We start from the raw sequence: 15,821 nt of genomic DNA, 5'->3' as shown, positions 1-15,821 counted from the left end.
TCTCCAGGTGTGATCAAGGGCCAGAACTTGTGGGTGGATGCCATGATCGGCGAGCCGGTCCGAGCAGTATTACGGAAAGCTGGCTCGACACACCTGGCGCGGTGTGTCACTGGACATTCGATTCTCTTGTTGCCAATCCATCTGGACGCGAACAAATACCGGGAGCGCTGCGATGACGGATCTCGATTATACAGCAAAGCTGGTAAAAGGCGGCCTGGTCGTGATCGGCCCGAATAGTGGTGCGTTGCTGCAAATCATAGCATTGCAGTACAATCCGGAAACCTTGACTCGGTCTTTCCAGATGCAGACGAGCGGGGAGAGTAGCGACCGATCACAACCGCTGCGGATAAGCGCCGCTCCGATCGAGACAATCAAACTGGATGCGGTTCTGGATGCCACCGAGCAGTTGGAGCCGCCAGGTCGTCAGCCGACAGTCGTAGAACACGGCCTGCATTCGCAATTGGCGGTGCTGGAGACGCTCGCCTATCCACGCAGCGACGACCTCCTGGCCAACGACCGGTTGGCGGGATCCGGCACCCTGGAGGTGCTGCCCATCGAGGCGCCCTTGACGCTGTTCGTGTGGAGCCGCAGCCGGGTGATCCCGGTCCGGCTGACCGACCTTGCGGTCACCGAGGAGGCATTCGATCCGGCTCTGAATCCCTTGCGCGCCAAGGTCTCACTCGGTTTGCGGGTGTTGTCGGTCGACGACTTCGGCTTCACCCACCGGGGCGGCGCCATCTTCATGAGCCATCTGCAGCAGAAGGAAAGCCTCGCTGCGCGGTCATCGGCGGCGACGCTCTCGGTCATCGGATTGGAGCGGCTGCCATGAGAGATCCGGTGCAGGCACTGATCGAGGCCGGTGCGGTGCCCGCCACGACTTATCCGAATACCAGTCGGTATGTGGACACGCCGGTGGTCGCCCACGATCCGGGCACAGGTGAGCCACCGGTGCCGTATCTGTCGAGGCGCCTCGTCCCGCTGCCCGAACGACTGGCCACGCTAGGGCAGTACGAGGTGGTCGAGGGCGACCGGCTCGACCTCATCTCTGCCCGGTGGTATGGCGATCCAGAGCTGTGGTGGCGGATCGCCGACGCCAATCCGTCGTCCCATCCGGACGAGCTGACAGCAAAGGTCGGGCGCCGATTGCGGATCACAGCACCGGAAGGCATGCCGGGGGTGGAAGATCATGCTGACTAGCGGAGTGAAGCTCTCGTTGTACATCGGTTCGCTGGTACCGGTACCGGTCGGGCGCGACATTCTGGAAACCCTCGAATCGGTGGAGGTCGAGATCGCCTCGGGCGCTACACAAAGTGGCTTCGAACTCGTGTTCCGCCTCTCACGAGGGTCACCGCTGCACACTGTTTTCCTGCTCAGCGATGGCGCGCCGCTACCGGTGGTCCGTGTCGTCGTGGTGGCCAGCTTCGGGGGCATATCCCAGGTGCTCATCGACGGTGTGACGACCCGTCACGAATTTCGTGACGCTCGCCCGGAACCCAACCTCGTCATCATGGGCAAGGACCTCTCCGCGCTGATGGACCTCATCCCGTTCGACGGCCTGCCGTACCCGGCCATGCCGATATTCGCCCGGGTAAATCTCGCACTGCTCAAGTACGCGGCATTCGGCATCGTTCCAGTCGTGATCCCGCCGGTGATCGAGGACATCCCGCTCCCGATCGAACGCATCCCGCTGCACCATGGCACTGACCTGCAGTACATCAAGCTGCTGGCCGAAAGCACAGGCTATGTCTTCTATCTCGAGCCGGGGCCCACCGTTGGTACGAGCCGCGCCTATTTCGGACCGGAAGTTCGCGTCGGCGCCCCGCAGCCGGCCCTCGATCTCGATCTCGATCTCCCGCACCGCAATGTGGAGAGCCTGAGCTTCCGGTTCGACAAGGAGGACAAGGAGATACCGCTCGTATACCTGCAGGAGCAGTTCTCCAAGGCTGTGCTCAGCGTGCCTATCCCGGATGTCAGTCCACTCACCCCGCCGCTCGGCCTGATCCCGCCTTTGCCGCCGAAAATCGTGCCGCTTCGGGACACCGCGAAGCACAAGCCATGGGTGGCCCTCCTGCACGGGCTCGCGTACGCCGCCGAGCACGGCGACGCGGTCGTCGGTGACGGTTCGCTCGACGTCGCACGATACGGCCGAATTCTCCAGTCCCGCCGCCTCGTCGGCGTCCGCGGCGCGGGCGGGGCGTTCGATGGGCTCTACTACGTCACCCGAGTCACGCACACCCTCGAGCGCGGAGAGTACAAGCAGTCGTTCTCCCTGGCTCGCAACGGCCTCGTCTCCACCGTCGAGAAGGTTCCGGTATGAACGAGAACAGCACCTATTACGGCAAGTATCGCGGCACGGTCGTGAACAACATCGACCCGATGCAGATCGGCCGGATTCAAGCGATGGTTCCCGATGTCTCGGGTTTCTCGCCGGGCAGTTGGGCGATGCCGTGCCTGCCGATCAGCGGTCTCAATGCCGGTGTCTTCGGTGTGCCGGCAATCGGTGCCGGCGTCTGGATCGAGTTCGAACAAGGTGATCCGGACTATCCGATCTGGGTCGGCGGGTACTGGGGATCGGCGGCGGAGACTCCAAAGTTGTCAGCGTTTGTGCCGCCAGGCGTTCCCGGGATCACGCTCCAGACCACGCTGAAGAACGGCATCGTCATCAGTGACGTGCCCGGCCCGACCGGCGGTATCCAGCTCCAATCCACGACTGGAGCGGTGATCTCGGTTACCGATGTGGGAATCGTGATCTCCAACGGCAAGGGCGCGGTGATTACGTTGACCGGGCCCACAGTGGATATCAACCTCGGTGCGCTGACGGTGGTTTGACATGCCTGGCCCGATCGTCCATGTAGGAGCTGTCATGACCTGTTCGCATGCCGGGCAGGCACAGCCGACCACACCTGTCCCGCGCGTCCTCGTGGGCGGTCAGCCCGTCGTAGCGATCTCCTCGCCATACGTCATAGCAGGCTGCACATTCTCGGCGCCCTGTGTTTCGGGTCAGTGGACCGTCGGCGCAGTCCGTGTCCTAGTCCTCGGGACGCCCGTGGTCGTCCAGAACGGGCTGTCCACCTGCATGCCTACTGGCACCCCGCTCCTACCGATAACTATCCAGCCAAGGGTGGTCGCGACATGAACGTGGATTTCCCGTACAGCTTCGACAACTCCGGCCGGACCGCCACCGCAACAGACGACGACCATCTTCGCGATCTGATTGCGCAGGTGTTGTTCACGGCCCCTGGCGAGCGAGTCATGCGGCCCGAATTCGGCAGCGGACTGTTCGCGCTGACGTTCGAACCGAACAGCATTGCCCTCGCTGCCACCACACAGGCGCTCATCCAGGCCGCCCTCCAGCAGTGGCTCGGCCACCTCATCGCACTCGAGCAGGTCGAGGTGACCGCCTCTGACGGAACGTTGTCCGTCGCAGTCAGCTATGTATCGCTGCGCACCAAGCAACGCCGAACCGACCGGCTGACCGTTCCGGGAGGAGGCGCGGCATGAAGTATCTGTGTTGCGTGGTGCGACGGCTCACCGCAGTAAAACAAGCGGGCGTACTCAACGGGATCGAGTACCTCGAAGTGAGTGATTCGGATGCGCCGACCGAGGGGTTGCGTCAGCGCACCCTTTTCGTTCGGCTGCTGTTGTCGGCGGAGGCGCTCGACGTCACGAACGTCAGAATCGAAGGTGGTGAACGGATCCGCAATGTCGGCATTTCCTGGGCGACCACCGCGGATGCGCTGCCGCCCGAAGAGGAGCCGGCTCTGGTCGCCGGGCTGACCGACCTCGACCGGGTGCTCGTAGTGCGGACAGCAGGCAGCGGTGATTTCTCGTCGTACACGCTGCGTCTGGTCGCCGGCGCGGGTAGCGATCAGCCGCCGACGGGGTTCGATCCGCTGCTGGCCGAGATCACGTTCTCGTTCAAGGTGGAATGCGGCAGCAACTTCGACTGCCGCGAGACCGCGCCGTGCCCGCCTGAACAAAGGCCTGCCCCGGTGATCGATTACCTCGCGAGGGACTATTCGAGCCTCCGTCGGCTACTGCTGGACCGCATGAGCCTTCTGGCACCACAGTGGCACGAGCGCAGCGCGGCTGACCTGGGTATAGCACTGGTCGAGCTCCTGGCCTACGTGGGGGACAGGTTAACTTACCGGCAGGACGCCATCGCGACGGAGGCGTACCTCGGGACCGCCCGGCACCGGATCTCGTTGCGCCGCCACGCCCGACTGGTCGACTATCAGGTACACGAGGGCTGCTCGGCGCGTGTGTTCGTGCAAGTGCGGGTAACCGGTGCGGTAACGACGCTGCCCGCCGGAACCCCCGTGCTCACTCGTGTTTCGGGACTGCCGCCCATGTTTGCCCGGGACGGTACGGAGCATCGAGCCGCGGTCGATGCCGGAGCGATCACTTTCGAGACGGCTGAGCATCTCGTCGCCTACCCCGAACACAACGAGCTGCACTTCTACACATGGGGCGACCGGGAATGCTGGTTACCGAAAGGCGCTACCAGGGCAACGTTGCGAGGTGCACGGCCGGAACTCAAGGCTGGTGACGTATTGATGCTGGCGCAGACGATGAGCCCGACGACCGGCGAACGTGTCGATGCCGACATCAGCCATCGGTGGCCGGTCAGGCTGACTCATGTAATGCTCGACGAGGACCCGTCCGGCGGGCTGTTCGCCGACGATCCACACGAGAACGCAGTGCCGGTGACGAACATCGAATGGGACGAGGCCGACGCGTTGCCGTTCCCGCTGTGCCTCACCGCGACCCTGAGGGCCGAGGGTGACGAGGACGCCGCGGACCTCGAGGTGAGCACGGCTTGGGGAAACATGATCGTGGCGGACCACGGCTGTACCCGCGCGGGCGAGCAGTTGTCGAAAGTGCCTCCGCCGCACGACTTCGCACAGACCAGCCCGGAGTCGCCATGCAGCACCCAATCCACGGACAGGCAGGCTCCAGTGCGATTCCGCCCGACGCTCGCGCGTGGGCCCGTGACACACGTCGTACGGACGTCGCCCGCGCTGATTTTCGAGAGCGCAACCGAAGCACCGCTGCTCGCCGAGCTGGAAGCCAGGACCTACGGATCGGCGTTGACCGATTGGCTCGCCAGCCATGGCATCTCTCTCTGCCGACCGGCCACGGTGGGTGGCGGTGACGGGACGTGGTCGATCAGCAATGGGGAGACCGTGCTACGCGCCGTCATCGCCTCGGGCCGATTGCTCGTGTACGGACGTGCCATGGCGGCTACCGCGATCACCGCGGCAGCACCGCGGACGGCGAGGCCCGCGATCACGCTGTGCGTCGCCGATCCCGTCAGCGGAAAATGCACGGACGAGGAATGGCTGCCCCGACCCGACTTGCTATCCAGCGCTGACGCCAAAGAGTTCGTCATCGAGACGGAGGACGACGGCACCGCGATCCTCCGATTCGGTGACGGCGTGCATGGCAGGCGCCCGCCGAGCGGTGCCAGATTCTTGGCCACCTACCGGGTGGGCAGCGGCTTCACCGGCAACATCGGCGCTGAGGCGATCGCTCACGTTGCGATGGTAAACGACCGAATAACATCGGTGGGAAACCCGTTGCCCGCTGCCGGGGGTGTGGATCCGGAGTCCGCGGATCAGGTCCGCAGAGACGCACCGCAGGCGTTCCGCGTCCAGGAACGGGCGGTGACGCCCGCTGACTACGCAGCGATGGCCGAGCGACACCCGCAGGTCCAGCGCGCTGTCGCCACATTTCGATGGACCGGCAGCTGGCACACCGTGTTCGTGACAGTCGACCGCGTCGGCGGTGGCGAGGTGACCGAGGTTTTCGAGGCCGAACTACGCAGTCACCTCGAGCGCTACCGCATGGCTGGCTATGACATCGAGGTCGACGGCCCGATTTACGTCGCGCTCGACATAGGCGTGCACATCTGCGTGCACCCGGATCACTTCCGAACCGCGGTCGCGCGCGACGTGCGTCGCAATCTCACTGAGCTGTTCCGGCCCGACAACGTCACCTTCGGGCAACCGGTCTACTTGAGCCCGATCTACGCAGCCGCGCAGACGGTGCCCGGAGTCGCATCAGTGAACGTGCACACCTTCGCTCGCCGCGGCCATCCGAGTCGGCCGCACCTGCGCACCGGCGTTATCGCGATAGACCGGCTCGAGATCGCGAGGCTCGACAATGATCCGAACTTCCCCGAACGTGGCGTGCTCGCCCTGACGACAGGAGGTGGGAAATGACGACCTCTTACTCAGAGTTCGGCTGCTGCGCCGGTCGCACCTCGACACCGCGGGAAGTGGCGCAACGCCCTGGTCTTTCCTCTATCGAATACCGTGTCGGCTCACACACCGACTTTCTCGCCGGCCTGGTCGCCCGCCTGTCCGATGTGGGCCACCCGGCGCTGGCCCAGCTGCGCAGCCGTGACGAGCGGGACTTCACGATCGCGCTGCTCGACGGCGTCGCAACGCTCTGCGATGTGCTCACCTTCTACACCGAGCGGCTTGCTCACGAGTCGTATCTGGGTACCGCCGTAAACCGCACCTCCTTGCAGGAGCTAGCGCGGCTGGTCGCGTACCGCCTGCGTCCAGGAGTGGCGTCGGCCACGCATCTAGCTTTTTTCGTTCAACCGCCACCCGCAACGTCCGCCGCCACCGGTACAGCGGACGAGGCGTTCGCTGCCGGCCCCTACCTCCCCGCCGGAGCCGTAGAGCTTCCGCTCGGCCTTGCGCTGCGCAGCGTGCCAGGACCCGGCGAGCAGCCGCAGACGTTCGAAGCAGGCGAAGCGATCACTGCGCGGCCGGAGTGGAACGTCTTGCGGATCCAGGCGACTCGACCCACCGTATTCGGCGCGGACACGAACCTCGCATACCTGGTCGGCACCGGACACCGGCTGAAGGCGGGCGACAAGCTGCTGTTCGCCCGCTCCGATGCATCCTCGGCGACTGAGTGGACCATGCGCACAGTCATAACCGCCACGGAGCTACCCGCCGACGACCGGACGATCGTCACCTGGCAGAACCGACCTACCGACACCACCCTTCCGGCCGAAGCGCAGCTCCACGTCTTCCGCAAGACGCTGAGGATCTTTGGGCACAACGCCCCTCACAAAAGCCTCATCGATGGTGGACAGGAAAAAGAGGACTGGTGCTTCGACGTCAGTCCCAACGACCACAACGTCGACCTCGACGGCTCTCACCCTGACATCGTGCGCGGCTCCCACCTTATCCTGCAGTACGACACCGACCGGTCAACCCTCGAGACTGTGGGCGACGTCCGTGAGCTGTCCCGAAGTGAGTATGCGATCTCGGCGACGATCACCCGAGTCTGCGTCGGTCGCAGCGTCAGCGGTTTCGACGTCCACGTCCGGGAAACGATCGTGTACGCAGCGAGCGAACTTCTCACTGTTGCAGAGGAACCGGACCACACTCCGCTGACAGGCGACCTCTTGACCGTCGAGGGCATCGTCGAACTCCCGGCGGGGCGCCGAATGCTGCTCGCCGGCGTCGGCGACGACGGGAATCCGATCAGCGAGTTGGTCACCGTCGCGAGAACGCAGCCCAACGGAATGTCGACCGACATCCAGCTGACCGCCGCTCTTTCACTCGTCGGCTACCGGCGTGGCACCGCAGTGCTCTACGGCAACGTGGCCGTGGCGACGCACGGTGAGACGGTGCACCAGATCCTGGGTGGTGGTGACGGCACAGTGGGACATCAGCGCTTCGAGCTGGGGACCGGGCCGCTGACGTATGTGCCGTCCACAGATCCGGCCGGCGCCATATCGACGCTGAAAATCCGAGTCAACAAAGTCGAATGGCATGAGGTGCCGACCTTGTATCGAGCATCGCCGGAGGAGCGGAGCTTCGTCATCCAGGACACCGAGAAGGGCAGGGTGGTCGCGGTTTTCGGCGACGGCGTCAACGGCGCCAGGCTCGTGACCGGGTCGCACAACGTCCTTGCCGAGTACCGCACAGGCATCGGCACTGTCGGCAACGTGGCGGCGGGCGCAATCAGCCAGGTGATGGATCCGCCGCTCGGGCTGACTAGGGTGACCAACCCTCAGCCTGCAGTTGGCGGCGCCGACAGTGAGCTTGCCGACGTTGCGCGCCAGGCGATCCCGCTGACTGTGCGCACCCTCGACCGAGCGGTGTCTCTGTTGGACTATGCCGACTTCGCCCGTGGGTTCGCGGGAATCGCCAAGGCGGAGGCCACCATGCTCACCCTCACGGGCGGCCGGTCGATTGTGGTGACCGTCGCAGGACCAGACGGAGCGAAGGTTCCCGCCGCCACGCGGTCGCGGCTTGTGACGTCGCTCCGCACATTCGGCGACCCAACGGTGTCGGTGCTCGTGCTCCCGCATCGGGCGGCAAGCTTCCGGCTGGCGCTTCGGTTCCGGCGCGACCCCGACCACCAGGCTGCGGCAGTCGCCGCGGCGATCCGCGCGGAGCTTGCGCGAGTCTTCTCGTTCACAGCACGCGGCTTCGGCCTGCCAGTGCACCGATCCGAAGTATACGCCGCTATCCACCGTGTGCCCGGCGTGCTCGCCGTCGACCTGGACAGGCTCTACCGCGTCAAAGCGCCGAAACCACCTGAGCCAGGATGGCCGACCAACCCGAGCCATCCCGTCCATCGACTGCTCGCCGCGAGGCCACGCGCCACCGCTGTGGGTGCACCGCTCGCCGCCGAGTTGCTCACCATTGCCAGCGGTGATCCCTTCGACGAGTTGAAGGAGATGCGTTGAACGGCAAAGACCTCATCGCGCTGCTGCCCGCGGTCTACCGGCTCCGCGACGAACAGCTGGGCAACCCGCTGCGCGAGTTGCTCGATGTGATCGCTGAGCAGCTCACGGTAATCGATGACAGCCTCGACCAGTTCTACGACGACCAGTTCATCGAGACTTGCGCCGAATGGGTGGCGCCATACATCGGTGACCTGATCGGATATCGGCCACTGCACGGCGTCGTTCCAGCGGTTGCGTCTCCGCGCGCGGAAGTGGCGAACACGATCCGATTCCGGCGGCGCAAGGGCACCGCATCGATGCTTGAACAACTCGCCCGCGACGTGACCGGCTGGCCAGCCCGCGCCGTAGAGTTCTTCGAGCTGCTGACCTGTACCCAGTACATGAACCACATCCGCCACGGCAGAGGTGGCACTCCCAGCCTGCGCGAGCCGACGCTACTGGAGTTCGGCGGCAGCGCGTTCGACAACTTGCCGCACACGCCCGACGTGCGCGGCGTCGCCACCGGCGAGGGTCGCTACAACGTCCCCAACATCGGGATCTTCCTGTGGCGAGTGGCCGCGGTCCCGCTGCGCCGCTCACCGCTGCCTGCCGTCGACGACGGCAACCGGCGGTTCCGATTCGACCCGCTCGGCACCGACCAGCCGCTGTACGGCTCTCCACGCACCGAGGACGAGATCAGCCACCTCGCCGAACCATTCGATGTACCCATTCCGCTGTCCAGGCGTTGGCTGTCCGCACACCGGGACCACTATTACGGTTCGAACAACAGCGTGTCGCTAGAGGTGATAGACGGGACGGTGCCGGCCACCATCCGGATCTGCGATCTCAGCGATGTGGTCGGTGACTGGGCGCATGCGCCCGCGCCCGGGTCGGACACGGTCGCAATCGATCCCATGCTCGGCCGGGTGTACTTCTCCGACCCGCCCCCGAACCTGGCTACGGTGGTCGGAACCTTCCACTACGGCACGGCCCTGAACGTCGGCGGGGGCGGCTACGACCGCGGAGACCCGCCGGTTCCGGATAATCCGGCCATAACTGTCGAATCCGGCGCGGCCCTACGGCCGCCATTGGACTCGACGGCTGACGGCGGGGTCGTCGAGATCGTCGACAACTGGCGCTACGAGGGGACACCACGGCTGGCCCCGAACGTCGGTGCCCGGTTGACGCTCCGGTCGGCGAATCGCCATCGGCCGCTGCTGCTTACCCGCGAAAGCATCAGGCTGGAAGGTGACGTCGGGTCAACCGTCGTCATCGACGGCTTGTTGATCGCTGGTGGACCACTCGTACTCATCGCGCACAGCGACGTCGAGCCGCGCCATCTAGTGCTGCGGCATTGCACGTTGGTGCCGGGTCTCACCCGGAACGAGGCCGGTGAGCCGACCGCACCGGGCGATGCGAGCCTGTGGATCATGCACCCGTTCGCGTCGGTGACCATCGACCGCTGTGTTCTTGGACCGATCGTCGCGGTCGACGGGGCAACGGTGTCGATCAAGGACAGCATTATCGACGCAGGCACGCCGGAGGGTGTGGCCTACACAGGCGACGAGGGATTCGGTGCCGCCCTTCGGCTCGACGGATCCACCGTTGTCGGCCGCGTGCGTGCCAGCCGCGTCGACATATCCAACTCTCTGATAGATGCCCGCCTGCCCAGGCCACCCACGGCGGATGACGCTTGGTCCGCACCGGTCTGGGCCGAGCGCCGCCAGATCGGTTGTGTACGGTTCAGCTACTTGCCTCTCGAATCCCGGGTACCGCGCCGATACCGCACCGAGCCGGCCGAGCCCCCGCACCGGCCGCATTTCACCTCACTGCGGTATGGCGACCCGGGATACGCCCAGCTCCGGCCGTCCACACCGGACGCGATCCGCCGGGGAGCCGACGACGGTGGCGAAATGGGTGTGACCCATTACCTGCACGAGCCACAGCGGGAGATCAACCTCAGGCTGCGCCTCGACGAGTACCTGCGTTTCGGCCTCGAAGCAGGGTTCATCTACGCCGATTAGAAAGGAGGGTGCCATGGCCGCGGACGTGAGCCGAGTGCGCATGGACGCGCTGCGCGATCACTCAGGCGTCGGGCTCCAGCAGGGCAGAGTGCTGCCCGACAGCGACCTCAACGAACTCGGCGACATCCTCGATCGCCGGTTGCGCGCCCAGGTCGCCGACCAACGAGCGAACAACGTTGCCCAGGTATCGAAACTGACACCCGGCGCATTCGAGATCACCGCCGAGGACGGCAGCCTGAAGATCGGGCGCGGGCGGATGTATGTCGACGGACTGCTGGCCGAGAATCATGGCGATCCGCACCACGCGGTATTCGACGGAGTACTAGCTGAACCCACTTTCGACGGTTCAGTGGACTATCCCGCGCAACCTTACCTGCCGGTGCCAGACCCACTGCCCGGTGGAGACGGAACACATCTGGCATACCTGGATGTGTGGCAGCGCGAACTTACCTACCTCAATGCGCCGCATCTCGTCGAGTCGGCGATCGGCGTCGACACCACGACACGGACCCAAACGGTTTGGCAGGTACGCCTACTCGCGGACGTCGGCGAAGCAGCCACCTGCAATGGTCCGATCGAAAATTGGGAGGAGCTGGTCGCCCCCTCCGGTGCCCGCCTCACGACCGGCACGGTTCCGGTCGATCCGGTCGATGACCCGGTCTGCGAGCTACCCCCGACCGGGGGCTATCGCGGGCTCGAAAACCATCTGTATCGAGTCGAATTGCACGGGATCGGCGCCGAGGGCGAGCCGCAGTTCAAATGGTCCCGAGACAATGCGAGCATCGCCAGCCCCGTCGTCGAGCTGATCTCCGAAAGCTCTTTGCGCCTCTCGCAATTGGGTCACGACGACTTCATTCGGTTCGCTGACAACGACTGGGTCGAAATCCTCGACGACAACCGTGAACTCAGCCGTCGTACTGGCGAATTGCGGCAGATTTCGGTCGACCAGGCAAGTGGCACGATCTCGTTCGACACTCCACTGCCAGCGGATTTGGGACCGTCAGAGAACGAGAACGCCACGGGCCGTCACCTGCGGATTGTGCTGTGGAATGGCGTCCGCGAACTTCCTGACCCGCACACCGCCGTCGAGCTCGAGCACGGAATCACCGTCGAGTTCGGCGACGATGCCGGGCGACCAGGTGACTACTGGGTATTCGCAGCCCGGACGGCAGACCAATCCGTCGAACAGCTCACGGTAGCTCCGCCGCGCGGTATCCACCATCACTACGCCCGGCTCGCACTGATCTCACCAGGCGCAGTACGGGATTGTCGACCATCCGATCCGACACCCTCCGCGGGCTGCCCGTGCGAGATCTGTGTGACCCCAACGGAACACAACAGCGACACGTTTACCATCCAGCAAGCGATCGAACGCGCAACGAACGGCGCCACCATCACACTGTGTCCCGGTGAGTACCTACTGAGAGAGCCGCTCTTGCTGGAGCGAGTACGGTCGATCGTGCTTCGCGGGCCCGGCGCCATTTTGACCGCCGGCGGTACGGCGATCGAGGTCAAAGAAGCGCTCGACATCACCGTCACCGGGATGTTGATCGTCGTCTCGGGAACCGACCCGGCCGTGGTCCTGCAGGACTGCGGAAAAACCACACTCGACAACGTCTTCATCGACTGTAGGCAGAGTGCGCGACAGGTCGGAATCGCGCTCGCCGGCGGGCAATGGATCACCACGCTACGGCGGAACCTCATCTTCGCCGATACCGGAATCGAAGGAGTTACCGAACCGCCCCGGGCAGAGACGAACGGACTGCGAATCGAGGACAACACGATCGAGTGTCAACCGCCCGGCGTCGCCAGAGACGACGATATCGTCCGGTGCGGTATTACCCTCAGTGCGCCCGGGGGGCACCGCGGCGAGCTGCGAATCACCAACAACGTGGTGACGGGCACGGACGCCGCCGGTATCGCCGCCACCGGGCTGCTCGTCCACGGCCCTACCGAACCGGTTGATGGCGTCCTCACTATCACGGGCAACGTGATCGAAACCGTCGCCGGGGTAGGCATACGCACTGCGGCGCGGGCGGTGATCACCGACAACGAGATCACCTCCAACCAAGGAGTGCCTGATCAACATGGAATACACATCGAGCTTGCGCATGAGCAGGAGGTCTCCGGCCATGTGCAGATAGTCGGCAATCGCGCAATCGGCGTCGGTGGCTTCGGAATCCTGGTCGATGCACCAGTAGCTAGCCTGCTGGTGAAGCGGAATGTGGTACAGAACGCAGGCGGCGGGATCGTGGTGCGCCACAGCGGACGTCAGGAGCACATCTGCATCGATAACAACCAGATCCTGGACCTGAGCAATCACCACACGGCCGCTTTTGACGGCGGCGCCGACTTCGTATTGGGTATCGCGGTCCTGGACTCTGCTACTGGCGCGGGCGTCGTGAATGTTATCGGCAACGTGATCAACGGCGTCCCCGCACAAGCTCCTCTCGCCAGCGGTACTAGCGCAGCTTTCGGCGTATGGGTCGTGCTCGCCGATGTGGTGCGGGTCAGCGGCAATACAATCCTGCACGTCGGCGGTCTGGCTCTGCCGGCGTTCGGCATCTTCATCGGATCGACAGCCACCGAGGTGGCGATAGCCGACAACATGGTCCGCCCTCGTGCTGAGGAGGATGGTCGTCGAGAAGCATTCTGGAAGGCACTCGGCGTCGGAGGCACCGCAGAAGGAGAGCCGGCTACTCCCGCGACTGTGCGTGTGGAGGGCAATAGTTTCTACGGAGGTGGCGTAGAGGCGGCTGCGATTATCTCGACCGTTGGTTCCGACGCAATAGTGTCGACGAATCGGTTCGTCCAGCCGCGCCCACCTACCGCCAACGACGCCAAGCGAGCTCTCGAGCTGCAGGCTCGACGCGCGGTGGTACAGGGAAACATGGCGGTCGGCGGGGCGCAATTGCCTGTTTTCGATGAGCCAGCCATGCTATTCACCATGAACGACGATGCCTTGGTAGCCGTCGGCAATATGACAACGCCCGGAGGTATCCGGATTCGAAACAACCCGACTGATCCGCCTCCGTATAGGGGGCTCGACGAAGTTTGGTCGGCTGTTAATCGAGTCGTATGACGAGCTCACTTCGGCACACGCTTGCCCGACGGTGGACGCAGCATTCACTTACTGCGCCATCGGCAGTATCGGTGCCGATATCTTGTTCGTGATGTTCGGCCGATCCCGTGCTTGCACTGTGAAACGAACCTTGGGCTGGGACACCGATCCAGATCGGGATCACCGAGAGGCAGACCCGGAGACCCATTGCCGCGGACGGATGCTCGGAGTGTTACTGGATGCGATGGCGTCGGTAGGCGGCGTCAGTTTCGAGGCCTCGAATGAACGACAGGACTAGGACGACTGTAGCGCTGGTCGCATGCTCAGGAATCATCGGCGACCTGATCCGCAGCTGTTTACAGGCTCGTGCCGATCTGACGGTCGTCGAGGCCGTCCCAGCGCGGGATCTGGAAGAGCTGTCACATCAATTGCGTCGCATTGCGCCTGATGTGGTGGTGTTGCAGCTCGATGATAGGGTTCTCGACCGCAGTCCCGAATTGATCGGCGCGGCCGGTGGACTCCCCGTCATCGCGATAACCGACGACGGGCGAGGCAGTACGCTATGGCGGCTACTGCCGCATCGCATCCCTCTTGGAGCGCAGTCCATCGGAACTCTCGTCGACACGATTCATGCCGTCACAGCGAAGCCCGGGGAAACCCGACCGCACCAGTGAGTCCAACTTGGACAACGATTTCGAGGCGCGACTTCGCGTGCCCGGCTCGCATAGGACATCCTGAACATATGGTCCAGTTTCGCAATCGTCAGGCGGGAGGGCGGACTGACGATACTGCTCGACGACCTGACCACCCGTATCGGGCGGTGCAATGTAGGGCTGCTGCGCTTGGGTTGCGATATGAAGATCGGTGAGATCTCGTTTCTCGAAGAGGAAGCCGATCACATCTGGGACGGGGTCTATCCGCCCGACCCGGACTTTCCGGGCTTGGTCGAGGTAGCGCCTGCGGAAGCGCTTTGGCAGTGACGCCGAGGATTGCGTACATCAGGCGAAAGCCGGGGGTGAAGCGCAGGGCGAGGGTTCCTCCAGCGCGTCGATCCTGGAGAGGTGATCCGCGGCCCAGTTGTCACCGAATGCTCCGTAGCTGCCACCTACGATGCTGCTGACGTGGCGCAGTCGTTGCGGATCGATGAGGCGGCTGCCGCGAGTGCCCACGGACCACCCTCCGGCCATCCGGTCACTCCGAAGTCGTTGCACCCCAATGCATCGGCAATGACGAGCGAAGCCTGAGCAGGCAATGATCGCGGCCCAGTGCTTGGTTGGTATCCCGGTTCCGTTGCCGCTCAACAGAGTTCACGTTCAATCGGAGCCATTTCGCTGACAGGGACGCCACCCCGAAGGGACGATGGAGTCGAGGGATGGATAGGCGGATCGTTCGGTGGAATCCAGAACAAGGAGCACATCTGTCATGGGGAAAGTCAGCACCAAAGGCGAATGGACGCGCGTCAGCGTAGAAGAGTCCCAGTTCCAGGGCCTGAGACAACCTGGCGTCAGGTCCAGCACCGGCATCAGATCGAGCCTCAGATGGGGCGGCCTCGAGGACGAGGAGAAGAGCGGCTACGACTTCACGGGCTTGACCGACGTCGAGGCGCGCCTCGACGGCAAGGATTTCAATCTGGGCATCTTCACCCACTACAACCGTCGAATCCACCTGAAACACGACCAGTTCTGGGTGTATCTCGAGGTCACCGTGGACTTCCAGGACGAGGGGTTCGACCACACCTTCACGCTGCGTTTCCGCCATGACGAGACGCCGAACCAGCCCGGGGACGTACCGGATGCGGTCAAACTGCCGCTGGTCCACGAGAACGACATCGTGCCCATCGACGATGACGACTACAAGGTGACGATCACCGGTTTCCTGGATGACACCGGGCAGGTGAAGCCGCAGTTCACCAACCCAGAGGGCAGGAACAAGCGAGTCTGGCTCGTTGCCCGCTTCGAGCGGATAACCGAACCGGGCTCCTGACACCCGCAGTGCTGGTCGCGGCGTGTGGCGTTGTGTGCGCTCGTGGCGCGCC

At 64.2% G+C, this 15,821-nt stretch carries 12 protein-coding genes; all 12 read left to right on the top strand.

The features are described 5' to 3' along the window. Window positions 1–172 precede the first annotated feature (172 nt). The gene (locus AC3ERS_RS24700) at window positions 173–829 is read left to right on the top strand and encodes a hypothetical protein (protein WP_431970462.1); all 657 of its coding nucleotides are present in this window, start codon (window positions 173–175) and stop codon (window positions 827–829) included. Between the two features lie 8 nt (window positions 830–837). Further along, window positions 838–1,197, top strand: a complete 360-nt coding sequence (locus tag AC3ERS_RS24695) for a LysM peptidoglycan-binding domain-containing protein (protein WP_431970461.1) — start codon at window positions 838–840, stop codon at window positions 1,195–1,197. Window positions 1,198–1,276: 79 nt separating this feature from the next. Beyond that, complete coding sequence (locus tag AC3ERS_RS24690; RefSeq protein ID WP_431970460.1) at window positions 1,277–2,317, top strand: hypothetical protein; 1,041 nt, start codon at window positions 1,277–1,279, stop codon at window positions 2,315–2,317. Further along, window positions 2,314–2,829: a phage baseplate assembly protein V gene (locus AC3ERS_RS24685; protein WP_431970459.1), complete on the top strand. Its 516-nt coding sequence runs from the start codon at window positions 2,314–2,316 to the stop codon at window positions 2,827–2,829. Before AC3ERS_RS24690 ends, AC3ERS_RS24685 begins: the two co-directional genes overlap by 4 nt. A 303-nt stretch (window positions 2,830–3,132) precedes the next feature. Then, window positions 3,133–3,501: a GPW/gp25 family protein gene (locus AC3ERS_RS24680; protein ID WP_431970458.1), complete on the top strand. Its 369-nt coding sequence runs from the start codon at window positions 3,133–3,135 to the stop codon at window positions 3,499–3,501. Window positions 3,502–3,515: 14 nt separating this feature from the next. After that, the gene (locus AC3ERS_RS24675) at window positions 3,516–6,224 is read left to right on the top strand and encodes a putative baseplate assembly protein (RefSeq protein ID WP_431970457.1); all 2,709 of its coding nucleotides are present in this window, start codon (window positions 3,516–3,518) and stop codon (window positions 6,222–6,224) included. Then, window positions 6,221–8,722, top strand: a complete 2,502-nt coding sequence (locus tag AC3ERS_RS24670) for a putative baseplate assembly protein (RefSeq protein ID WP_431970456.1) — start codon at window positions 6,221–6,223, stop codon at window positions 8,720–8,722. Before AC3ERS_RS24675 ends, AC3ERS_RS24670 begins: the two co-directional genes overlap by 4 nt. After that, window positions 8,719–10,725 (top strand): hypothetical protein, encoded by a 2,007-nt coding sequence (locus tag AC3ERS_RS24665; RefSeq protein ID WP_431970455.1) that lies wholly within the window; start codon window positions 8,719–8,721, stop codon window positions 10,723–10,725. Before AC3ERS_RS24670 ends, AC3ERS_RS24665 begins: the two co-directional genes overlap by 4 nt. A gap of 13 nt (window positions 10,726–10,738) precedes the next feature. Next, window positions 10,739–13,807, top strand: a complete 3,069-nt coding sequence (locus AC3ERS_RS24660) for a DUF6519 domain-containing protein (RefSeq protein WP_431970454.1) — start codon at window positions 10,739–10,741, stop codon at window positions 13,805–13,807. Window positions 13,808–14,067: 260 nt separating this feature from the next. Beyond that, a complete protein-coding gene (locus tag AC3ERS_RS24655) occupies window positions 14,068–14,460 on the top strand; it encodes a hypothetical protein (RefSeq protein WP_431970453.1) in 393 nt (130 codons plus the stop codon). A gap of 180 nt (window positions 14,461–14,640) precedes the next feature. Beyond that, on the top strand, window positions 14,641–14,766 hold the full coding sequence (locus AC3ERS_RS24650) for a hypothetical protein (protein ID WP_431970452.1): 126 nt from the start codon (window positions 14,641–14,643) through the stop codon (window positions 14,764–14,766). Window positions 14,767–15,208: 442 nt separating this feature from the next. Continuing rightward, window positions 15,209–15,769, top strand: a complete 561-nt coding sequence (locus tag AC3ERS_RS24645; RefSeq protein WP_431970451.1) for a choice-of-anchor K domain-containing protein — start codon at window positions 15,209–15,211, stop codon at window positions 15,767–15,769. Window positions 15,770–15,821 lie beyond the last annotated feature (52 nt).

The organism is Nocardia sp. bgisy134 (assembly GCF_057708325.1).
Note: the sequence above shows the minus strand (reverse complement) of the source record. Positions and strands in the feature narration are given on the sequence as shown.

Coding starts and splice junctions, on each gene's coding strand:
- AC3ERS_RS24700 (WP_431970462.1), top strand. CDS start 173: ATGACGGATCTCGATTATACAGCAAAGCTGGTAAAAGGCGGCCTGGTC.
- AC3ERS_RS24685 (WP_431970459.1), top strand. CDS start 2,314: ATGAACGAGAACAGCACCTATTACGGCAAGTATCGCGGCACGGTCGTG.
- AC3ERS_RS24680 (WP_431970458.1), top strand. CDS start 3,133: ATGAACGTGGATTTCCCGTACAGCTTCGACAACTCCGGCCGGACCGCC.
- AC3ERS_RS24670 (WP_431970456.1), top strand. CDS start 6,221: ATGACGACCTCTTACTCAGAGTTCGGCTGCTGCGCCGGTCGCACCTCG.
- AC3ERS_RS24660 (WP_431970454.1), top strand. CDS start 10,739: ATGGCCGCGGACGTGAGCCGAGTGCGCATGGACGCGCTGCGCGATCAC.
- AC3ERS_RS24655 (WP_431970453.1), top strand. CDS start 14,068: ATGAACGACAGGACTAGGACGACTGTAGCGCTGGTCGCATGCTCAGGA.
- AC3ERS_RS24650 (WP_431970452.1), top strand. CDS start 14,641: ATGAAGATCGGTGAGATCTCGTTTCTCGAAGAGGAAGCCGATCACATC.
- AC3ERS_RS24645 (WP_431970451.1), top strand. CDS start 15,209: ATGGGGAAAGTCAGCACCAAAGGCGAATGGACGCGCGTCAGCGTAGAA.